The 21,882-nt window shown below is 73.3% G+C and carries 14 protein-coding genes and 3 pseudogenes; 10 read left to right on the top strand and 7 right to left on the bottom strand.

The window, feature by feature from the left end:
* Positions 1–61: 61 nt before the first annotated feature.
* Entirely contained in the window at positions 62–562 is a 501-nt protein-coding gene (locus ABD981_RS38030; protein ID WP_046909727.1) for a GNAT family N-acetyltransferase, read from the bottom strand.
* Positions 563–694: 132 nt separating this feature from the next.
* Between ABD981_RS38030 and ABD981_RS38025 the strand changes: the two genes are divergently transcribed.
* Complete coding sequence (locus ABD981_RS38025; RefSeq protein WP_046909728.1) at positions 695–1,285, top strand: DUF4291 domain-containing protein; 591 nt, start codon at positions 695–697, stop codon at positions 1,283–1,285.
* 164 nt (positions 1,286–1,449) lie between these two features.
* Complete coding sequence (locus ABD981_RS38020) at positions 1,450–1,743, top strand: putative quinol monooxygenase (RefSeq protein WP_046909767.1); 294 nt, start codon at positions 1,450–1,452, stop codon at positions 1,741–1,743.
* A gap of 63 nt (positions 1,744–1,806) precedes the next feature.
* Here the strand turns inward: ABD981_RS38020 and ABD981_RS38015 are convergent, their stop codons facing one another.
* The 4 genes from ABD981_RS38015 to ABD981_RS38000 form a co-directional block, all read right to left on the bottom strand.
* Entirely contained in the window at positions 1,807–2,331 is a 525-nt protein-coding gene (locus tag ABD981_RS38015) for a DUF1877 family protein (RefSeq protein WP_046909768.1), read from the bottom strand.
* Between the two features lie 198 nt (positions 2,332–2,529).
* Entirely contained in the window at positions 2,530–4,935 is a 2,406-nt protein-coding gene (locus tag ABD981_RS38010; RefSeq protein ID WP_046909729.1) for a protein kinase family protein, read from the bottom strand.
* Positions 4,871–5,983 carry a patatin-like phospholipase family protein gene (locus ABD981_RS38005; RefSeq protein WP_123954801.1) on the bottom strand — a complete coding sequence of 371 codons (1,113 nt, stop codon included), beginning with the start codon at positions 5,981–5,983 and terminating at the stop codon, positions 4,871–4,873. Before ABD981_RS38005 ends, ABD981_RS38010 begins: the two co-directional genes overlap by 65 nt.
* Positions 5,984–6,334: 351 nt before the next feature.
* A complete protein-coding gene (locus tag ABD981_RS38000; RefSeq protein ID WP_240495343.1) occupies positions 6,335–6,517 on the bottom strand; it encodes a hypothetical protein in 183 nt (60 codons plus the stop codon).
* Positions 6,518–6,989: 472 nt separating this feature from the next.
* On the opposite strand from ABD981_RS38000, the gene ABD981_RS37995 reads away from it, so the two are divergent.
* Positions 6,990–9,806 carry a TIM-barrel domain-containing protein gene (locus tag ABD981_RS37995; RefSeq protein ID WP_205628240.1) on the top strand — a complete coding sequence of 939 codons (2,817 nt, stop codon included), beginning with the start codon at positions 6,990–6,992 and terminating at the stop codon, positions 9,804–9,806.
* A 468-nt stretch (positions 9,807–10,274) separates the two neighbouring features.
* Positions 10,275–10,709, top strand: a complete 435-nt coding sequence (locus ABD981_RS37990) for a MarR family winged helix-turn-helix transcriptional regulator (RefSeq protein ID WP_046909770.1) — start codon at positions 10,275–10,277, stop codon at positions 10,707–10,709.
* A 9-nt stretch (positions 10,710–10,718) separates the two neighbouring features.
* Here ABD981_RS37990 and ABD981_RS37985 read toward each other — a convergent pair whose 3' ends face one another.
* A complete protein-coding gene (locus ABD981_RS37985; protein ID WP_046909732.1) occupies positions 10,719–12,005 on the bottom strand; it encodes an NAD(P)/FAD-dependent oxidoreductase in 1,287 nt (428 codons plus the stop codon).
* A gap of 173 nt (positions 12,006–12,178) precedes the next feature.
* Here ABD981_RS37985 and ABD981_RS37980 point away from each other — a divergent pair.
* The 3 genes and pseudogenes from ABD981_RS37980 (at position 12,179) to ABD981_RS37970 (ending at position 18,518) form a co-directional block, all read left to right on the top strand.
* Positions 12,179–14,253, top strand: a pseudogene (locus ABD981_RS37980) (MMPL family transporter).
* Between the two features lie 275 nt (positions 14,254–14,528).
* A complete protein-coding gene (locus ABD981_RS37975; RefSeq protein WP_345530565.1) occupies positions 14,529–17,438 on the top strand; it encodes an MFS transporter in 2,910 nt (969 codons plus the stop codon).
* Positions 17,439–17,843: 405 nt separating this feature from the next.
* Entirely contained in the window at positions 17,844–18,518 is a 675-nt protein-coding gene (locus ABD981_RS37970; RefSeq protein ID WP_345530564.1) for a TolB family protein, read from the top strand.
* Positions 18,519–18,520: 2 nt separating this feature from the next.
* On the opposite strand, the gene ABD981_RS37965 is transcribed toward ABD981_RS37970, so the two are convergent.
* Positions 18,521–19,954, bottom strand: coding sequence for a tetratricopeptide repeat protein (locus ABD981_RS37965; protein ID WP_046909735.1), 1,434 nt, complete (start codon positions 19,952–19,954; stop codon positions 18,521–18,523).
* A 282-nt stretch (positions 19,955–20,236) separates the two neighbouring features.
* On the opposite strand from ABD981_RS37965, the pseudogene ABD981_RS39010 reads away from it, so the two are divergent.
* The 3 genes and pseudogenes from ABD981_RS39010 to ABD981_RS37960 all read left to right on the top strand — a co-directional run.
* Positions 20,237–20,488, top strand: a pseudogene (locus tag ABD981_RS39010) (RICIN domain-containing protein); the annotation flags it as partial.
* Positions 20,489–20,505: 17 nt separating this feature from the next.
* Positions 20,506–20,601: an RICIN domain-containing protein gene (locus ABD981_RS39005; protein ID WP_425586555.1), complete on the top strand. Its 96-nt coding sequence runs from the start codon at positions 20,506–20,508 to the stop codon at positions 20,599–20,601.
* A 418-nt stretch (positions 20,602–21,019) separates the two neighbouring features.
* A pseudogene (locus tag ABD981_RS37960) lies at positions 21,020–21,660 on the top strand (fasciclin domain-containing protein).
* The last annotated feature ends 222 nt before the right edge of the window (positions 21,661–21,882 follow it).

Genomic DNA, 21,882 nt, shown 5'->3' with positions numbered 1-21,882 from the left:
GGATCGCGCCTGCCTGCGCGGTTGCCTGGTACAGGATCACCAGAAGAGTGGGCACGGCCCCTCACACGGCACGTTCCATGCACACCAGTTGATCCCGCTCGTCCCACGATTCGGCGACGGCGAAGCCGAGCCGCTCGTACAGCGCGATGGCGTCTGCCCGCCACTTCCACACCGACAGCCGTACCGTGCGGACGCCGTTCTCCGCGGAAAGCGCGAGTGCGGCGCCGACCAGTCCGGACGCGATGCCCTTGCTCCTGAAGGCCGGGTCGGTCCAGAGCCGCTTGATCTCCGACCGCCCGCCGACGGGAGCGGTCACCACCAGGCAGCCGACGGCGGTGTCCCCGCTGAGCGCCACCAGGACGACCGCGTCCGCGAACGCCGTCCTCGGGTCCAGGACTTCCGCCCGGTAGCGGTCCGGCAAGCCGCTCACGTCGGCGACGGCCGCGCCCTTCTCGGCCTCGGTCCGCAGGTGGTAGCTCGCCAACAACGCGGCCGGCCCGGCCTCGACGGACGGACGCCGGCCGGGCCAGCGAACGATGGCAACCTCACGCTGATCAGTCACGCAGCCAGCATCACACGCCTCGTACCGGTCGCCGAAGGAGTCCGCTGATCGCCCGCCTGCACCGGCCCCTGGCCGGGTGCCACGGGGAAATCGGCTCGTCGCGTCAGGGTGTCGGATGGCAGGGTGCCGAGTATGACGCCCCAGTATCAGATCCGTGCCGACTACGACGCTCGCACGATCGTGGTCTACCAGGCGTACGCGCCTGCCATCGCTGACGCGGCACTGCGGGCGGGCCGGTTCGTCGCGCCGTTCTCGTTCCAGCGCATGACGTGGATCAAGCCGTCGTTCATGTGGCTGATGCACCGCAGCAACTGGGCCCGCAAGCCCGGCCAGGAACGGGTCCTCGCCGTGCGGATCACTCGGGAGGGCTGGGAGGAGGCCCTGTCCCAGGCCGTTCTGACGACCGCCGACCCGGCAGCGGTGGCCCAGGCGGCCGTCCACGTCCAGTGGGACCCGGAGCGCTCGCCGCGCGGAGCGGCACTGAACCACTACAGCATCCAGGTCGGCATCGGCCGTCACCTGATCCGTACGTTCAACGACGACTGGATCGTCAGCCTCACCGACCTCACCCCCAAGGTTCGGAAGGCATCGGCACTCATACAGAGCGGACACGCGGCCAAGGCGCCTCGGCTGTTCCCCGTAGAGCGCCCCTATCCCACGCCCTCGGCGCTGGGCGGGGAGGGCGTTGCCAAGGCCGGTGCCGTCACCGGCGAACGACGGTGAGCGTGTCGTCGGCACAGTCGGAAAGGCCGCTCGTCACGCGGCACTTGGGAGTGCGGTGGCAGCGGCGCGGGTGGCTCGGGTGGGAAGGGCGACGCGTTGTGGCGCACCGCGTGCGGGCATAGACTCGCGCGTCCCGGAGGATGCGAATCGAAATGGAGCGTTTGATGCCCAAGGTCACCGCGATCGCTCTGCTCAAGGCTGCCCCTGGCGCTGAGGAGAAGGTGCGTGAGCAGGCTCTGTCGCTGGTCGCGCCGTCGCGGGCCGAGCCGGGCAACATCAGCTACCAGGCGTACGTCCACCCCGAAGACGCAAGCGCGTGGCTGGTGTTCGAGGAGTGGGAGGACCGCGCTTCCTTCGAGGCGCATCTGTCGAGCCCACACCTGACCGAAGCGCTCGCGGCGGGGCCGGGACTGCTGGTGGGCCCGCCGGCCGAGCACGTATTCACGGCTGCGGAGTGACCGGGGGCCTCGGCGGCCGGCCGGCACGCGTCGCCGTCGTCGAGGCCCGGCAAGGGGGGTCGGTCAGTCCCACCAGAGCACCACGAGAAACTGCCGCTGCGATGCGGCACGGTAGAACGCGCGGAGTGCGTCGAAGTGCTCCCGTACGTACCTCCTGACGCCACCGACGATCCCCTCCGCGCCCTCGCCGATCAGGGAGGCGGCCTCTGACTCGTCTTCCGGCAGGGTGGCCAGGAGGGCCGGAAAGTCGATCCGCTCGACCACTTCGGCGACTTGAGCCACCTGCGCCGCGGAGAGGGCCGTGGGCTTCGGTCCGAAGGGGGCGATGTCGTGCGGATGCGTATGCAGGAAGGCGAGGTCGATCGCGGTGTCGCCTTCGAGAGCCAGCCGGAGAGCATTCCGGTGAACGTCGTCAAGGCCTCCCAGCTCGCAGACCCGCTCGATCAGGAACGGCGCCCAGTCCAGGTCCAGAACGTCGGCCGCCGGAGGGTCCCACCGAGGATCGCCCACGGGTGACGTGCCGGCCGCCTGGCGGCAGGAGGCGAGGTACTCCGCCGGTATGCGGGCGAGTTGCTGAGTGACGGCCATGTTGGCCAGTATCCCGAAGGCGTCCACCGGTTTTCCGCCGCCGTACTCGCCTTCGCGGGGGCAGCGCAGAGGCATGCCGAACAGTCCGGCGCCGCTGGCTGCGGCTGCCGAGCATCCGGGTGGCAGCGTCGCCGAGATCGATCCGGCGCACGGGCCGACGCTTCACCGATACCGCCCCGGCAGGCTCACCGGCACCGCTCACCCGAACCGCCCCACGCGTTCCGCGGCCAGGCAGGCGCGGACGATCGCGACGCGGATCGGCGGGCCGCCGATGCCGCACTTGATGGCGTAGAAGAGGAAGAGGTTGGTCGCGGTCACGGCGGACGCGTAGACGTACACGTCCTGGAGGAGCTGCAGGTAGAGGGCCGTGCCGATGGTCATGACGACCACGCAGTAGAAGAGCGAGGTGGGTACCCACTGGGAGAACGCGGAGAGGCCGGTGATCTTGTCGTCCTCGGCGGGGAGCGTGCTGATCCCGAGGCGTCGGGAGCGGCGGATGACCGCGTGGATGTAGGCCAGGGTGAACACGTTCGCCAGCCACGTCAGGATCTGCCCGATCGCGGAGTTGAGCGGCCACCAGCGGGGTTCGACGAGGGTGATCGCCAGCACGAGCAGACAGGGTACGAAGGCCATCAGGCGCATGATCACCTCCGTCGCCACGGCCAGCCGGGTCAGCGCTCCGGCCCGCCACCCGATGGCGAGGGGCGTCAGACCGGAGAACAGCATCTGGTAGTACTTCGGCGCCGCGATCGCGTACGACAGCCCGACCATCCGGGCCGGGAGGTTGGCCTGGAAGTCCGGCACCCGGTAGTCGTCGCGCCGCCACGAGTCGACGATCGGGAGACCCTCGGGGGTCCCGGCGGCCCGCTGCACCAGGGCGACCAGGTTGTTGCCCCACGAGAGGTCCAGGTCCCGCAGGATCCAGGTGATGACCACGGTGTTCGTCACCGCCCAGATCGCCGCCGACAGCAGCGACCAGGCGAGCAGCCAGTTGGCGAACGAGCCGCGCCCCGGTTCCGCGCGCTCGCTCCGCTGTCTGCGCATCCGCCACAGCCGCCACTCGCGCCCCGGGTCGCCGGCCAGCGGGCGGAGCAGCTCGCGCCAGGCGCGCCAGCCGGTCTCGACCCGCAGGACGCTCTCGCCCTGCTCGGCGGCCTGCACCATCTCGAGCTCGGCCAGGAAGGCGTCCTTCAGCCGGGCGAACGTGTGCGCCGGGTCGGTTCCGGGGGAGAAGAGGAGCAGCCGGCGCTCCGGGGCGGCGTCGACGAGGTCTTCGAGGAAGCGGGCCAGGAGCGTGGCGCGCATGTAGAAGATGTCCGGTACGACTCCCTCGGCTCCCGCCTGCCCGGTGCCGAAGAGGATGAGCAGCCGGCCGAGCGAATACAGGTCCGCCCGGGCGATGTCGGTCTCCCCGGCCCTGACCTCGGGGGCGATGTAGCGGGCTTCGGCGCCGCCGGTGCCGGTGACCGTGTGGGTGTAGAGGTAGTTGCGGCCGAGGTCGACGAGTTTGAAGGTGCCGTCGGACGCGGACACGATGATGTTGGAGGGAGTGAGGTCCGCGTGCACGCCCTTGGGTCCGCCGCGCACCGGGTCCTCCCGCGCGATGCGCTGGAGCTCCTCCAGTGCGTCGAAGAGCAGCAGCCCCTTGTCCCGGAGCCGGTCGAGGTCGAGGCTGAGCGGGGACGCCCGCCGCCCGTCGGCCGGCTCCCGGTCCGCCTCCTCGCGGACGAGTTCGGCGAGCGTTCTGCCCTCGACGAAGTCCATCAGGATCCAGCTGTCGAAGCTGGCCCAGACCCGCACCAGGTGACGGGCTCCGGTGCTCGCCGTGCCGTACGTCTCCGCGTAGCCGCGCGTGGCCTGGGCGAGGGTCGCGATCCGGGTGAACGGGTACAGGATCAACTTCAGGGCGAACTCCGGGCGGGTGCCGTGGACGGCGTCCGCGGTGCTGCCCCGCAGGATCATCGAGGTGCTGCCGTGGCGGTGGAAGCGCAGCTTGCGCTGCATCGCCCGCCACTCGCGGGCCGCGGTGCCCCCGGCCACGGGCGGGCGGCGCCCGGCGGGCTCCCGCTCGGGGCTGTACACGTCGGCGATGACCTCGGCGACCGCGACCTCCTCGACCAGGACTCCGCAGACACCGCCGCAGTCGTGCGTCAGCGCCCGGCCGCCCTGGCCGGCGCCGGCGCCCGTGGGTGAGAGCGAGCGCTGGGCCTCCGATTCGGCGAGGCCGAGCAGCGTCAGCAGGAACAGGGTGACGAAGCCGAAGAGCTCCGCCTGGCCGAGCGGCTCGGCCTGTGCGGACCGGCCGGCCCGCTGCCGGCCGGTCCACCCGCGGTACCCGAGGCACCAGGAGGCCAGCGCGGTGATCGTGCCCTGCCTGCCGCCGGGGCCGAAGCGGTCGTCGAAGGACCGCTCGTCCAGCGGTATGTCGTGCAGGAGCCGCCGCCACAGCCCGAGGCGGCTGGCCTTGTGCCGGGCCGTCTCCGGCCGGCCGTCGGCGGGAAGTCCGAGGAGGTCCCGTAACCGGCCCGCCTCGGGGTCGTCATAGCCCCTCAGGCCGGACAGGGCCGCGAGCAGCCGGTCCAGTGTGGTGCCCTGATCGTCCATGCGCGCTGTCCACCACCATCAGTCTCGGCATGGCACGGATGCCTCCCCTGCGGATCAGGCCGGCCGGTCTGCCCTCGGTGGCGCAGAAGGCGATCCCGTAGGCCATCCGGGCGTGGCGGAGGAGCGGACCGTGCTTGAGTTCGTGTCGCTTGAGCTCGGGCATCCACGGCAGCGGTGCCAGGTCGAGCACGTACGGGCCGTCGGCGCCGGGCGCCGTGCGCATCCGGCGCAGCCGTTCCTGGTCGTCGTGCTTCTCGCGGATCGCCGCCAGATAGCCGCTGCCGAGTCCGCGGCGCACCTTCTCCAGGTGCAGGTAGGTGAAGCGGTGGAGCAGGTTGAACCCGCTGCCGGCCGGCCGCATCGGCCGAGTGCTGAGCGACAGGACGTGGGTGCAGCCGTCGTCGAGTGCCAGCCGGAACGGCAGGGCGGTGAGGACGCCGCCGTCGACGGCGCGCGGCACGTCCGGCAGGGCGACCGTGCCGGGGACGGCGACCGGAAGCCACGCGGAGGCGCGTAACGCGTCCTTGAGGTGCTGCCGTGAGGAGAACTCCCGCAGCACCACGGTCCGTAAGGCGTCGACGTCGGTGACGGGGACGGCCAGCGGAATCGGCGAACGGAGCACCGCCTCGTAGTCCAGCGGCTTCACCCGCTCCATGACGTGGTCGAAGGAGTAGGACAGGTCCAGGATGGGGCGCCGGCGCAGCGGTCGGGAGAAGTCGACGAACCGCTTGGTCGTCAGGTCGTCGTAGTAGATCGACAGCGGGTACCAGGTCTCGCCGGCGAGGAAGTAGGCGCCGTTGATCCCGCCGGCGGAGCAGCCGTACACCACGTCGAAGGCGTTCTTGTAGCCGTAGTCCTCCAGTTGGGACAGCATCGCCGCCGAGATCACCCCGCGCATGCCGCCGCCCTCGACGGCCAGGGCGACCCGTGCGCCGTCGGTCCGCTGCCCCGGCAGGCTCCCGGAGTCCCGCCGGGCGCGCAGGATCTTCAGGACCGGATGCGCCGGATCCCAGTACTCGGGCGTGCCCTCGGCATCGTCGGTCCGCATGATTCCCCCTGGTGTCGGTCCTTGATCCCCCGTCCCGCACCGCCAACCTCTTCCCGACCCCACTCCCGTCAAAACGGCCTGACGGACGTTACGTGTTGCGGCCATCGAGTCTTCGTCACGCGACGCAGACTTCCGGCCATCACGAGCCGCTCCGGCACGTGTGAGCGACCGAAGGCGGAAGGGGTGGGGCCGGTTCCTGTGGCCGGCACCGTCGCCCAGGAGGGCGCGCGGGACTCGGTCAGGTCAGTGGCGCGCCGGGCGCGGGGCGCGGCCGCGGGTCGTCCGACGACGGTGGCGGTTGAGGGCGCGTCGGGCCGTTCCCGTGATGCGGCGGCCGACGGCCTCGGGGCATCAGGGCTCGAGGCCGCCCTCGCGCGCCGGGTCCGCCACGAACCGGCTCAGCCGATAGGTGGTCGGCCGCACGGGACGGCTGCACGGCATGTCGACGCGGATCATCGACTCGTCGAGTCCTTCCTCCGCGAGGCGGCGCACGTGTGCGCGCAACTCCGCCCCGTCCTGCGTGTCGACGACCACTTCCCACCGCCCCGCGTCCGGCGCCGTGCGCGCAGCGAGCCGCCGCCTCTCGGCCTCTTGCCGCCGCTTCCTCTTCCCCTGACCTGGCACCGGCCCAGAATCGCCTGCCGGTGCCGGAACGGCAAGAGGATCGAACCGGGCGGCAGAGCGCACCCGGCGCGGCCGGGGGACGTCCTGCGCGCCCACCGGCCGTGCAGCGCGTCAGGGCTCCTACGACCCGCCGGCCGTGCAGGGCTCCTGCGCCCGCCGGCCGTGCAGCGGCACGCTCCCGTTCGCGGCCTCGCGGCCTCGCGGCGCGATGCACGCGCGTGACCAGGGATGCTTGAACTTGCGCGTAACCATGCCTGTTTGAGCACTTGACGTCATCCATGCCTCGCTGCTGCCATGTCTCACGCCCCCACGCGCGGGGGAGCTCCAACGACCACTGCCCGGCGTCCCCGGAGCCGCAGACCTCGTGAGGAGAACCAGCCGCATGACCGCCGTAACCCCGTACGCCCCGCCACGCCCGCGACCGGGCCCCAGACGCACCGCCATGTTGCTCGTCGCCGCGCTGATCGGCGCCCTCCTGTCCGTCATTCTCCCCGCGTCGTCGGCGCAGGCCGCCACCGCGGGCAACGTCACCGGTGTCACCCGGTCCGGCGACACCTTCACCGTCGCCACGTCCAGCGGCGCCGCCGCCCGTGTCGTGATCGCGCGGTCGGACATCTTCCGCATCTGGCTCTCGCCCAACGGGGCCTTCACGGACGACCCGGCGGGCACGGACCTCGCCGTCAACACGGCCTTCGGCTCCGTCGGCGCCACCCTGACCGACGCCGGGTCCTACTACCGGGTCGGGACCCCGGCCATCAGCCTGCGGATCAACAAGTCCCCGCTGACCTTCGCCCTCTACCGGGCCGACGACTCCACCCTGCTGTGGTCCGAGGCGCAGCCCACCAACTGGACCGGCTCCCAGACCACCCAGTACCTCACCCGGGCCGCCGACGAGCAGTTCTACGGAACCGGCCTGCGCCTCGGCGAATGGGCCCTGCGGGACAAGACCGTGCCCGTCGCCGTCTCCAACCAGTGGACCGAGAACACCAACGCCAGCCCCGCGCCCTTCTACATGTCCACCAACGGCTACGGCGTCATGCGCAACACCTGGTCCCCGGGCTCGTACGCCTTCACCGCGCCGACCTCCCTGCGCCACAACGAGAGCCGTTTCGACGCCTGGTACTTCGCCGGCACCTCCCTCAAGGACGTCCTGAACGGGTACACCGACGTCACGGGCAAGCCGTTCCTCGCCCCGATCTGGGGTCTCGAACTCGGCAACGCCGACTGCTTCAACGCCTCCAACCCCGACTACCAGGGCGACCACAACCGGCTCCGTCACCAGACGACCCCGGACGTGGTCGGCTACGCCACGGACGCCCGCGCCGCGGACATGCCCTCGGGCTGGTTCCTCCCCAACGACGGCTACGGCTGCGGCTACACCAGCCTCCCCGAGACGGTCACCCAGCTGAAGGCGAAGGGCTTCCAGACGGGCCTGTGGACCTCCACCGGCCTCTCCGGCATCGGCTGGGAGGTCGGCACCGCCGGCTCGCGGGCGGTCAAGACGGACGTCGCCTGGATCGGCGGCGGGTACAAGACCGCGTTCAACGGCGTCAAGCAGGCCGTGGACGGCATCGAGAACAACTCCGACGCCCGCCGCTTCGTGTGGACCGTCGACGGATGGGCCGGAACCCAGCGCAACGCCGTCGTGTGGACCGGCGACACCTCCGGCACCTGGGACGCCATGCGCTGGCACGTCCCGGCCATCGCGGGCGCCGGTCTGTCCGCGCTCAACTACGCGAGCGGGGACGTCGACGGCATCTTCGGCGGCAGCCCCAAGACGTACGTCCGCGACCTCCAGTGGAAGGCCTTCACCCCGGCGTTCATGACGATGTCCGGCTGGGGCGCGACCGGCCCCTCCGCCGGCTACCAGGACAAGCAGCCCTGGCGCTTCGCCGAGCCGTACCAGTCGATCAACCGCACGTACCTGCAGCTGAAGATGCGGCTCATGCCGTACATGTACACCATGAGCCGCAACGCCACCGACACCGGCGTCCCGGCCACCCGGGCCATGGTCCTGGAGTACCCGAACGACCCCGTCGCACGCGGCAACCAGACCAGCGGCCAGTTCATGGCGGGGGACTCCTTCCTGGTCGCCCCCGTCGTCTCCGACACCACCACCCGTGACGGCATCTACCTGCCGGCCGGCAGTTGGACCGACTACTGGACCGGCAAGGTCTACAACGGCCCGGGCTGGCTCGACGGCTACTCCGCCCCGCTCGACACCCTGCCGCTCTTCGTGAAGGCAGGCGCCGTCGTCCCGATGTGGCCGCAGATGAACTACACCGGCGAGAAGCCCGTCTCCACCCTCACGTACGACATCCAGCCGCGCGGCACCTCCTCCTTCACGCTCTACGAGGACGACGGCGTCACCCGCGCCTACAAGACCGGCGCCTCCGCCCGCCAGCGGGTCGACGTCACCGCGCCCGCCTCCGGCACGGGCGACGTGACCGTCTCCGTCGGGGCGAGCACGGGCACCTACACCGGCAAGCCGGCCGCCCGCGGCTACGAGTTCGCCCTGCGCAGCGCGAGCGCACCGGGAACCGTCAAGGTCGGCACCACCACCCTCCCGGCGCTGGCCGGCAAGGCCGCGTACAACGCCGCGGCCACCGGCTGGTTCTACGACGCCGCCGACCGTTCGGGCACGCTCTGGGTGAAGACCGGCAGCATGGGGACGGGCACCGCCTTCACGGTCACCGCCACCGCCCTCACCGTCCCGGCCGGCACGGCCGTCGGCGGTACGGCCCCGAGCAGCCCGATCAGCCAGGCCGGCTGGAGCGTCCGCTACGCCGACAGCCAGGAGACGGCCTCGGAGAACGGCGCCGCCGCCAACGCCATCGACGGCAAGCCGTCCACCATCTGGCACACCAAGTGGTCCAACGGCGCCGCGGCGCTCCCGCACGAGATCCAGATCGACCTCGGCGCCCGGTACGACGTCGACTCCGTGACCCACCTGCCCCGCCAGGACGGGGGAGTCAACGGCCGCATCGGCTCCTACGAGCTGTACGTCTCCGACAGCACGACCTCCTGGGGCGCCCCCGTCGCCACGGGCACCTTCGCGGACACCGCGGCGGCGACCCGGGTGGCGTTCACCGCCAAGTCCGGCCGCTACCTGAGGCTTCGGGCCCTGACCGAGGCGGGCAACCGCGGCCCGTGGACCAGCGTGGCCGAGCTCACCGCAACCGGCCGGCCCTCGGGCTGAGCCGGGAGCCGGGAGCCGGGAGCCGGGAGCCGGTAGCCGGCCGCCAGCCGCCAGCCGCCAGCCGACAGCCGCCGGTCGCCGAGCCTGGCGACCGGCGGTCGGGGCTGGCGACCGGTGACCGGGGCGGGCGACCGGCGGTAGGGGCGGGCGACCGGCGGTAGGGGCGGGCGGCCGGGGCCGGTGCCCTGACGGGCGTCCGCCCCGACGCCGGCGGCCGACTCTCCGGCACCGCCGACGCCCGCATAGGCTGGGCGCGTGGGCGATGCACAGACGGACGCGGCAGCGGCAGAGGCTGCGAGCGACAGAGACACGACGGCGGCGGGAAAGACGGACGCGCCGGGCTCGAAGGAACCGGCGGACACCGAGTTCACGGCGAGCCCGACCGCGACAGCGGACGGGGCGGACACGCCGGCGAAGCCGTCCACGCCCGCGACGCCCGCGACCGCCGACCAGGGCGACCCGGCCGACCTGCGGAAGTTCGCCGTCGCCCTGCGCCGTACGATCGGCGAGATGAACCGCCTCGTCCACGGCTTCGCCGCCGACGAGGGGCTGCACCCCACCGACGTCCACGCGCTGGCCTTCGTGCTCGACCACCCGGACACCTGCACCCCCGGACTCCTCCGTGAGCACCTGGGCCTCACGTCCGGCGCCGTGACGGCCTGCCTCGACCGCCTGGAGAAGGCGGGGCACGTCCGGCGCAGCCGGGCCGCCGACGACCGCCGGGTGGTGCGCGTCCACTACGCCCCCGACGCGCGCGGCTCGGCGCGGGCCCACTTCCTGCCCCTCGCCGAGGCCGCGGGACGCGCCAACGGGCGCTTCGCCGCGGACGAGCTCGCGGTCGTCCTGCGGTACCTCGACGCCCTGAACGTGGAACTCGGCGCCCTCCGCGCCCCCCGCCGCTGAGGAACCGGCTCAGGCCGCGCCCGAGCGGAGGTCCTCCAGGACCGTGCGGGCGGCCCGCGCTCCCGACGCCAGCGCGCCCTGGAGGGAGGCGGTCGCCCGGTGGTCCCCGCACGTGTACCGGCCGCGCGCCCACCGCGCGGCACGGAACAGCGGAGTCGGGCCCGGCATGGCGGGCAGGGCGTCGGCGACGGTGACGCGGTGGATCAGCTCCCAGCCGCCGGTGTCCGTCCCGTACACCTCGCCCAGGTCGCGCCGGACGGTCTCGGTGGCGGTCGCGTCGGGGGAGCCCAGCACCGAAGTCGACACCAGCGCCCGGCCGTCGGACGAGAACCCGGGCTGGACCGCGGTCAGGACGCAGGTGTTGAGGAACCTGCGCCGCGCGTCGACGACGAGCACCGGCTCCTCCAGCGGCGGCCGGGCCGCCGCGTGGTAGAGCGTGGTGACCGTCCGGCCGTCCGGCACGCGGAGCCCGGGGAGGAGCTCCGCCGCGGTACGCGCGCCGGTCGCCACCACGACCGTGCGCGAGGCCACCTCGCGGCCGTCCGCGAGGGTCACGCCCCGCGGCGTGACGGCGCGGACGGCGGTCCCGGTCCGCAGCACGTCCGCCGGCAGCCGCGCCGCGAGCTGGGCGGGCACCGCGCCGATCCCCTCGGCCGGCAGACAGAGGGTGCCGCGCAGCATGCTCCGCCACACCAGGTGGAAGAAGCGCGCCGAGGTCTCCAGCCGGTCCTCCAGGAAGACACCGGAGAGGAACGGGCGGAAGAACGTCTCCACCAGTCGCGGTGACACGCCCGCCGCCGCGAGGGCGTCGAGGGTCGTTCCGTCGGAGCCGTGCCGCAGCACGGAGGCCGGTGCCAGGGCGTCCCGGGCGGACAGCGCGGAGACGGCCAGCAGGTCACGCCCGGACATGAGCCGCCCGGGGAGCAGATCGAGGCTCCGCGCCGGCTGCCGGCTGGGGTCCGTGAAGCGGAGCGGCCCGTCGTCCGTGTGGATGAGGACCCCGGGGGTGAACGGGCGCAGCCGCAGCGCCTTGAGCATGAGGCGGCGCTTGACCTGCGGATACGCGGTGTTGAAGACCTGGAAGCCGCGGTCCAGGGTGAAGCCTGCCACCCGGTCGGTGCGCATCCGGCCTCCGACCGCGTCGCCCGCCTCCAGGAGGAGCACCCGCAGCCCCGCCGCGCTCAGGTCGCCCGCGCAGGCGAGCCCGGCGGCGCCCGCGCCGACGACCACCGTGTCGTACGGGGCGCTGCCCGGGGAGCCGTCCGGCCCGCTGCCCGTCGTCGTCCGAGGCGTCACGTTCGCTGTCCTTCCCGTGGTGGCCGCCGTGTCGTTCGCCGCCGCCCGACGGTGCCCCGTGGCACCGTCGGTACCCCTTCGCCCCGCGGACGGCCGGCGGATGCGGCGGCCGTGGTTCAATATCTCTCGATCATTGAGATAGTTGACCATCAAGAGACTTTCGGGAGCGTCCCATGTCCACAGCCGCACGCTGGGTGCGCAGACTGCTGCCCCTGCTGGTGCTCGTCGTCTGGCTCGCCGTCGGAGGCGGACTCGGCCCCTACGCGGGCAAGTTGGGCGAGGTGGCGACCAACGACCAGGCCGCGTTCCTGCCGCGCAGCGCCGAGTCGACCCGGGCCCTCCAGGCCCAGGAGGCGTTCCGCCAGGAGGAGACCCTGCCCCTCCTGGTCGTCTGGACGGCCCGGGACGGCGGCCGGGTCGACCCGGCCGCACAGGCCGCCGCCACCCGCGCGCTGGCCTCCCTCAAGGGCGCCGAGGGCGTGGTCGGCGCACCCTCCCCGGCCTTTCCCTCCGAGGACGGGAAGGCCCTGCGCGGAGTCGTCCCGCTGCGCCCCGACCTCGGCGACGCACTGCCCTCCGCGCTCGCCGCGACCGACGCGGCCGTGTCCGCCGTGCCGGGCACCGAGGCGTGGCTGGGCGGCCCCGCCGCGACCCAGGCCGACCTGCGGGACGCCTTCGCCGGCATCGACGGACTCCTGCTGGTCGTCGCCCTGGTGACCGTCCTGGTCATCCTGCTCCTCGTCTACCGGAGCGTCCTGCTTCCCCTCCTGATCATCATCGGCGCCGTGTTCGCGCTCGGTCTCGCCTGCGCCATCGTGTACGTCCTCGCCGACCACGACCTCGTCCGGGTCGACGGCCAGGTGCAGGGCATCCTGTCCATCCTGGTCATCGGCGCCGCCACCGACTACGCCCTGCTGCTCGCCGCCCGCTACCGCGAGGAACTGGGTGCCCGCGACGGGGCTCGCGTCCCCGCGATGCGCGCCGCCCTCAAGCAGTCCTTCGGCCCGATCGTCGCCAGCGCCGCCACCGTCGCCCTCGGCCTGCTGGCCCTCCTCCTCAGCGACCTCACCAACAACCGCGCCCTCGGCCCCGTCGGCGCCATCGGCATCGGCTGCGCCGTCCTCAGCACGCTGACGTTCCTCCCCGCCGCCCTCGTCCTGCTCGGCCGCGCCGCCTACTGGCCCGCCCGCCCCAAGGCCACCACGGACGCCGAAGCCGCCCACCCCGTCTGGCGCAGGGTCGCCGCACTCGTCGACCGGGCACCGCGCCGGGTCTGGGCGGCGTCCCTCGCCGGGCTCCTCGCCTGCGCCGCGTTCTCCGTCACCCTCGACTCCAAGGGCGTGCCGCTCGACGAGATCTTCGTCAACGACGCGCCCTCCGTCACGGCCCAGGCGCGCCTGAGCGAACACTTCCCGGGCGGCGCCGGCAACCCCGCCGTCGTCATCGCCGACGCGGACGCCGCGCAGCAGGTCCGTACGGCCGCGGAGGCGGTCCACGGCGTCGCCTCCGCTACCCCCTACGCGGCCCCCGGAACCCCGGCACCCCTCGTGGTGGACGGGCGCGTCCGGATCGACGTCACCCTCGCGGACGCCGCGGACTCCGACGCCGCCAAGGAGACCGTCGCCGACCTGCGCACCGCCCTGCACGCGGTGCCGGGGGCCGACGCCCTCGTCGGCGGCACGACGGCCCAGCAGTACGACACCCAGGTCACCGCCGCGCGGGACCGGGGGCTCATCGTCCCGGTCGTGCTCGCGATCATCCTGGTCATCCTCGTCGGCCTGCTGCGCTCGCTGCTGCTGCCCGTCCTCCTCGTGGCGACGGTCGCGCTGAACCTCCTGGCCACGCTGGGCGTCTCGGCCCTCGTCTTCGAGCACGTCTTCGGCTTCACCGGCACCGACTCGCCGTCCCGCTCTACGGGTTCGTCTTCCTCGTCGCCCTCGGCGTCGACTACAACATCTTCCTCATGTCGCGGGTACGGGAGGAGACGGAGCTGCACGGCACCCGCGAGGGCCTGCGCCGGGGCCTGGTCGCCACCGGCGGGGTCATCACCTCGGCCGGCGTCGTCCTCGCGGCGACCTTCGCGGCGCTCGGCGTGATCCCGCTGGCGTTCCTCGTCCAGATCGCCTTCATCGTCGCGTTCGGCGTCCTCCTCGACACCCTGGTCGTCCGCTCGCTCCTGGTACCGGCCCTGGTCCGGGACATCGGCCCCGCGGTCTGGTGGCCGGGCGCCCTGCGCCACCGCCCCTGAGCGACGACTGCGACAGCGACAGCGACGCCGGGCGGTGCGCGGACTCCGGCCCCGAAGTCCGCGGAGCCGCCCGGCCGGCGCGCGCACCGGGCGGTCGGCTCCGCACCCGGCTTCCGCCCCGCCGGGTCTCCGGCGGGGCGGAAGCCGGGAGTCGGGAGCCGCCCGGCCCCCGCAGTTCACCCGACCGCAACCGCACCAACTCCGCCGCAACACCCGGGATCTTCACGTGCGCCGTACCTTTCCCTCGCCCTCGTCCCGCGATCGAAAGGTTTGTCATGCCCAGTCGGAAGGCCACCATGGTGGCCCTCGTCGGCACCCTCGCCCTCGGCACCCTGGCCGCCACGGCCCTGACCGGCCTCGCGCCCACCGCCGCCGCGGCCGGCACCACGTACACCGCGACGGCGGACACGTACGTCGACAGCCAGAACGCCGCCACGAACTACGGCGCCGCACAGCAGCTGGGCGTGGACAACAGCCCCGTCAAGCAGCTGCTGCTGCGCTTCGACGTCTCCGGCCTCGCCCAGCCGGTGACCAGCGCGAAGCTCCGGATCCACGTCGACGACGTCTCCGGCGCAGAAGCCACCAACGGCGGCACGTTCCGCGCGATGTCGAACACCACGTGGTCCGAGACCTCGGTCACGTACGACAACCGGCCCGCCATCGACGGCGCCACCCTCGGCACCCTCGGCGCCGTCGCCCGGAACACCTGGTACGAGGTCGACGTCACCTCGTACGTGAAGGGCAACGGCACCTTCGCCATCGGCGTCACCTCGTCGAGCAGCAACGGCGCCGACTACGACTCGCGCGAGACCGGCGCCACCGCGCCGCAGCTGGTGATCGAGACCGGCAGCACCCCCACCCCGACGCCGACCACCCCGACGCCCACCTCCACCACCGCGCCGCCGACCGGTGACCCGGTGCTCGTCGGCGCGGGCGACATCGCCACCTCGGGCTCCGGGGACACCGCGACCGCGAACCTGCTCGACACCATCTCCGGCACGGTCTTCACGCTCGGCGACAACGCCTACCCCAACGGCACCGCCTCGGACTTCTCCACGTACTACGAGCCGACCTGGGGCCGCCACAAGGCCCGCACCAAGCCGGCGCCCGGCAACCACGACTACAACACCTCCGGCGCGTCCGCGTACTACAGCTACTTCGGCGCCGGCGCGGGCCCCTCGGGCCAGGGCTACTACTCGTACGACCTGGGCAACTGGCACGTGGTCTCGCTGAACTCCGAGACCTCCATGGCCGTCGGCTCGGCCCAGGAGAAGTGGCTGCGCGCCGACCTCGCCGCCAGCACCAAGCAGTGCACCGTGGCCTACTGGCACAAGCCGCGCTGGACCTCCAGCTCCAGCCACGCCCCCGACCCCGCGACGGGTCCCCTGGTCCAGGCGCTGTACGACTACAACGCCGAGGTCGTCCTGACCGGCCACAACCACCAGTACGAGCGCTTCGCCCCGCAGAACCCGAGCGGCCAGCTCGACACCGCCCGCGGTCTGCGGCAGTTCGTCGCGGGGCATGGGCGGCGCGGACCTCTACGGCTTCGGCACCATCCAGGCCAACAGCGAGGCCCGCAACAACGACACCTTCGGCGTCCTGAAGCTCACCCTGCACGCGAACAGCTACGACTGGCAGTTCGTGCCGCAGGCGGGCAAGACGTACAACGACAGCGGCACGGGCACCTGCCACTGACCCCGTCCGACCGGCACCTGCCCGATCGGCACCTGCCCGACCGGCACCCGTTCCACCGGCCCGGACGCCGTACGCGCCGCCCCCCACCTGCGGCGGCGCGACCGGTGTCCGGCGCCGGCCCATCCCAGCACCCGGAGGTCGTCACCCCCGTGTATCTCTCCACCATCGGCAGGACGGAACTGCCGGCCGACTCCGCGGCACCCGGCCGGCGCGGCCGCCTGCGGGTGGTCGGGGGCAACGTCCTCGCACTCGGCACCGTCAGCCTGATCACCGACGTCTCCGCCGAGATGGTCACCGCCGTACTGCCCCTCTACCTCGTCCTCGGGCTGCAGCTCAGCCCGCTCGCGTACGGGGCCCTCGACGGCCTCAACACCGGGGCCACGGCCCTGCTCCGGGTCGTCGGCGGATACGTCGCCGACCGCGTCAGCCGGCGCAAGGCGGTCGCCGGAGCGGGCTACGGCCTGTCGGCACTCGCGAAGCTCGGCCTGGTCGCGGCGGGCGGCTCCGTGACGGCGCTCGGCCTGGTCCTGACCGCCGACCGGGCGGGCAAGGGCCTGCGCACCGCTCCCCGCGACGCCCTCATCACCCTCTCCACCCCCGAACACGCGCTGGGCCGGGCCTTCGGGGTGCACCGGGCGATGGACAGCCTCGGCGCCTTCGCCGGCCCCCTCGCGGCCCTCGCCGTGCTCACGGCCGCCGCCCAGTCCTTCGAGGCGGTCTTCGTCACCAGCTTCTGCGTGGCCGCCCTCGGCGTGCTGGTCCTCCTCCTCTTCGTACGGGACCACAGGACGGCCCGCCCGCCGACGGGCACCGTCTCCCCGCGCGCCGTGGGACGCCTGCTGCGGGAGGCCCCGGTACGGCGTCTGGTGGGCGCCGCGTGCCTCCTCGGACTGGCCACCGTCGGCGACGGCTTCGTGTACCTGCTCCTCCAGCGGCGCGAGTCCCTGTCGCTGGGCTGGTTCCCCCTCCTCGCCGTCGGCACGAGCCTCTCCTACCTCCTCCTGGCGGCCCCCCTCGGGGCCCTGGCCGACCGGATCGGACGCCTGCCCGTGATGCTCGGCGGCTACGGAGTCCTCGCCGTGGTCTACCTGCTCCTGCACGGCCCCCTGGACGGCCCGGCCCTCCTGGTCACGGTCCTCTTCCTGTACGGCCTCTTCTACGCCTCCACCGAGGGCGTCCTGATGGCCCTGGCGGGCCCCGTCCTGCCGGAGCGCCTGCGCACGACGGGCATCGCCCTGGTCCAGAGCGGCCAGGCCCTCGCGTACCTCGGCTCGTCCGTGCTCTTCGGCCTGGCGTGGCAGGCGTGGGGGGCGGAGGCGGCGAGCAGGGGAGCGGCGGTGGCGGTCGTGGTGGTGGGCGCGGCGACGGCGCTGCTGCTCGGGCCGTTGCGGCGCCGGGCCGCCCCGACTCCGCGGGCGCGGAGGTCCCGCAGCCCTCGCCGGCGCCCCAGACCGCCCCGGATTCCCCGGCGCCCCCGGTATCCCCCGTAAACCCCGCAACCCCGGACCCCGCACGAAAGGCCCGGCTCCTCCTCATGAAGGCCATGACCAACGCCCCTTCCCAGCGCGTGAAGATCCTCGTCACCGTGCTCGCCGCCGTCCTGCTGGCGGCCCTGGCGGCCGCCACGGTCGTCCGTGCCCGCCAGAACACGACGTCCGACGCGAAGGCCGGCGCCGACCGGACGCCGGCCGGCGCCGCGGCTTCCCCGGACGCTGCCCGCCACCCCGGTGTACGGGTCCGGGTGCTGAGCAACGGGCTGCTGTCCACGGTGTCGCTCGACGACCCGTCAGGACCGCGCACCGTCACGTCGACCCACTGCGACCGCGCGTACACGGCGGGCGGGACGACCGCCTGCCTCACGCCCGCCGGAGCGCTCAGCGGCCCCGAGGCTCCTGGTGCTCGACGAGCGACAGCAGACCCGGCGCACCGTCCCCCTGACCGGCCTGCCCAACCGCACCAGGGTCTCGGCCGACGGCCGCATGGTGGCCTGGACGCTGTTCGTGGGCGGCGACTCGTACGCAGGCGGCGGCTTCTCGACGCGGACCGGCGTCCTGGACACGCGCACGGGCCGGCTCGTCCCCTCACTGGAGGACTTCGCGGTCTTCCGGGAGGGCCGGCGCTACCGGGCCGCGGACATCAACGTCTGGGGAGTGACGTTCGCGGCCGGCGGCAACCGCTTCTACGCGACGGTCTCCAGCGCCGGCACGCGCTCCCTGGTGGAGGGCGACCTCGCGGCCAGGACCCTGCGCACCCTGGCGGACAACGTCGAGTGCCCGTCGCTGTCCCCCGACGGCGAGCGGATCGCCTTCAAGCAGGCGGTCGGCGCCGACCCGGCGAAGGGCTGGCGGGTCACCGTCCTCGAACTGGCCACGCTCCGGCGCACGGAACTGGCCGAGACGCGGAACGTGGACGACCAGGCCGCCTGGCTGGACGACGCCACCGTCGCGTACGCCCTCCAGCGCCCCGACGGGACCAACGACGTGTGGACGGTCGCCGCCGACGGCTCGGGCAAGCCCCGGCTGCTGATCCCCGGCGCGAATTCGCCCGCCGTACTGCCGGCGGCCGGCTGACTTCAGGTCGCGGGTCGGAGGGCCCGGGCCGTGGCGGTCGCCGCTGCCCGGGCGTGGTCGCGGGCGGTGCGGGCCCGGGTGGTGTCGCCCAGGGCGTCGGCGAGGCGGGCCCGTGCCGACCAGTTGTACGTGCTGTCAGGGCGGAGGCCGGTCCGCTCGCTGATGAGGACCCGGGCCAGCTCGTGCCGCCCGGAGCCGAGGGCGGAGTCGAGCAGAGTGCGCTGGAGGGCGTCGCGCTGGGCGTGGCTGCCCCCGAACTCGTGCAGCCTGCGGCGCAGCGGCCACAGCAGGTCCACGACCGTGGCGTGGTCGCCCCGGGCGTGCGCGAGCAGCGCCTCGCAGGCCGGGAGTCCGATCTCGGCCGTCATCCGGTGGTTGGTGACCGTGTCGGCGTCCGTGCCGGCGCGGGTCAGCCACCTCCGCCGGTCCGCGATGAGCCGTTCCGCCGCGTCGAGGCGTCCGGATCCGGCGTAGGCCATGGTCGCGTGGACGTCGTTGAAGGCGTAGTACGGCGGGTCGGCCCGCGCCGCCCACGCGTCGGCCAGGGCGTCCCAGCGGGCCTGCGGCCGCATCCCCGCGAGGTGGATCCGCCACAGCAGCGCCGCCGCGTCCAGCAGTTCCATCGCCTGACCCGTCGAGCCGTCGTGGCGCAGCGAGGCGTCGTAGACGGCCAGGGCGGCGTCGGTGTCCCCGGCCTCCAGGGCGTAGAGGGCGTAGTGCCACCAGTTGTGGACGTCGAGATAGTTGTCCCGCGCCCAGTCGGCCCGCCGTGCGTCGAGGTAGCCGATGCCTTCGGACACGCGTCCCTGCATCTCGTACGTGTGGACCACGGCGTGGATCGCCCAGACGTCGCGAGGGTCGTGTTCGACGGCGGCGAGCCCGGCCTCCTCGGCCTGCGCGTAGTGACCCGACTCCTCAAGCCCGAACGCGTACATGCCCAGCACCAGCCCCCGGTGCGGGTCCGCGGGGTCCCAGGCGGACAGGGCTCCGCCGATCCGGTCGCGCAGGCGTACGGCGTCGCCGGTGAAGAAGTCCAGCTGGTGCCCGACGGCAAGGGCGAGCGCGTCCCTCGGGTACGCGGCGGACAGCTCCTCCAGCAGCCCGGAGGCCTGCCGCAGGTCTCCGGCGAGCCAGGCGCCGGCCGCCGTGACGTGCAGCCGCTCCCGCACCGGCAGGGCCGTGACGTCCACCCCGGCCAGGTACTCCCGGAACCGCCGCCGTGCCGCCGCGGCCTCACGCGGCTCCGTACCGAGCACCCCCAAGTACGCGGCGAAGGACTGCGCGAGCGGCGAGGCGGGCGCGCTGTCGACGGCGTCACCGACGGCCCGTTCGACCTCCGGGCTGAAGTGGAGCAGCGCCTCGACGGCCCGGTCCAGGTGCCCGGCCGTCTCCAGGGTGCACTCGTGCAGGGGGTTGCCGTACCGGTCCGTCACCATCGGGAATCACCTCGGCGCGCCTATGGGGGTTTGTGGCAGGGGTAAGGCGCCGGCTCGGCACCACACTCATCCTGCTCCCGGCAGCGCCGCGCCACGCCGTGAACGCCGGAAGGCCGCCCGGCCGGGGGACGGGTCCGGCGCGTCCGTGATCGACCGACCCGGGCACTCCTGGCCCTCCGGTCAAGCACATCCGGGGCCCGGAGGAGCCGCGAAGTCCTCCCTCACGGCGACGACCAGGCCCCCCAGCGCCGCCCCGTCCCAGCGGTTCGGGACACACGCCCCATGCGCTCGGGACACCACGCCGACCATGCTCCTCGACGTGAGCCCCGGCCTCGCACCGCGGGCGGGGCATTCGACTTCGTGCGGAACGGCGACGGCAGCTACGCGATCGTCGCGCGGCACAGCGGCAAGTGCCTCGACGTGTACGACGCCAGCCGGGCCGACGGCGCCGGACTCATCCAGTGGCAGTGCGACGGGGACACCAACCAGCGGTGGCGCCTGGAAGCCGTCTCGGGCGGAGCCGTCCAGCTGCGTGCCGTGCACAGCGGCAAGTGCCTGGAGGCGACCTGGAGCGGCACCGGGGGGAGCAGGTGCGCCAGTACCCGTGCAACGGTGCGGTCAACCAGCGCTGGACCCTGTGGTCCTGAGCCGAGCCGCGCTCTGCCCGGCCATGCCCTCGTTCCGTGGGGTGTGGTGACGAATCCGAAGCCGCCCCGGCCACGGGGCGGCTTCGGCCGTGCCCCCTCCGTGGACGGCGCGCGGACGCTCGAGGGCCGCGACGCACCCGCGCCGGTTGGCCGCCGGCGAGACGCGGGGCGGCGGCGACGGGGCCACTCCCGGGTCCCGGGGCTCGGGTCCCGGGTCTCGGGTCTCGGTTCCCGGTTCGCGGTTCCGGCACGTGGTGGCGGATCGCACCCATCCGCCCGGGGTTCCGCTCCGAATGCCGGACATGAGCACCGACGTGACGACCCCGCGGCACCCGGGAGCCCCGCCTGCCGCGAGCTGGTCGCCGCCGGATGCTCTCCGCGGTCTCCGTACGCCTGCCTCACCTCTGGAGAGCACCCCATGAACACCCTGCGCTTCCGTCGTTCCGCGGTGGCCGTGGCCGCCGCGGCCGCCCTGCCGTTCGCCCTCGCCGCCTGCTCCGACTCCGGGAAGGACACGTCGTCCGCCGAGAACACCGCGCAGGCCGCGCCGCCCGCGGCGCAGACGTCCTCCGACCCGATGGCGTCCGACGGCCCGTTCGGACCGGCCTGCGCCGGTGTGCCGAAGGACGGGGCCGGCTCGTTCGAGGGCATGGCCAAGGACCCCGTGGCCACCGCCGCCTCCAACAACCCGGCCCTGTCCACCCTCGTCGCCGCGGTCAAGCAGGCGGGCCTGGTCGACACCCTGAACAACGCCCAGAACATCACCGTCTTCGCGCCGACGAACGAGGCCTTCGCCAAGATCCCCAAGGCCGACCTCGACAAGGTCCTGGCCGACAAGGCCACCCTCACCAAGATCCTCACCTATCACGTCGTCGGGGAAAAGCTCACGCCGAAGCAGTTGGAGAACGGCACGTTCGTGACCCTGGAGAAGGGCACGATCACCACCAAGGGCTCCGGCCAGGAGTACACCGTGAACGACTCCTCCAAGGTCGTCTGCGGCAACGTGCCCACCGCCAACGCCACGTCTACATCGTCGACACGGTCCTCATGCCCAAGTAGTCCCGGGGCCGCCGAAGGGCGGGTGCGCCGCCGGCCGTACCGGTGGCGCACCGCCCTTCTCGTGTGCGCTCTTCGTACGAGGGGCTCCGTGTCAGCGAAGGTGAAGACGAAGGCCTGCAGGCCGGGGGTGAGGCGGAGTTCGAGGCGGGCCTCGCGGGCGGTGTCGTGCTCGGTGAGCCGGTACAGGGTGGTGTGCCGTGGACTTCGACGGTCCGGGTCCGT

It is taken from the genome of Streptomyces showdoensis (assembly GCF_039535475.1).
Taxonomy (GTDB): Bacteria; Actinomycetota; Actinomycetes; order Streptomycetales; family Streptomycetaceae; genus Streptomyces; species Streptomyces showdoensis.
Note: the sequence above shows the minus strand (reverse complement) of the source record. Positions and strands in the feature narration are given on the sequence as shown.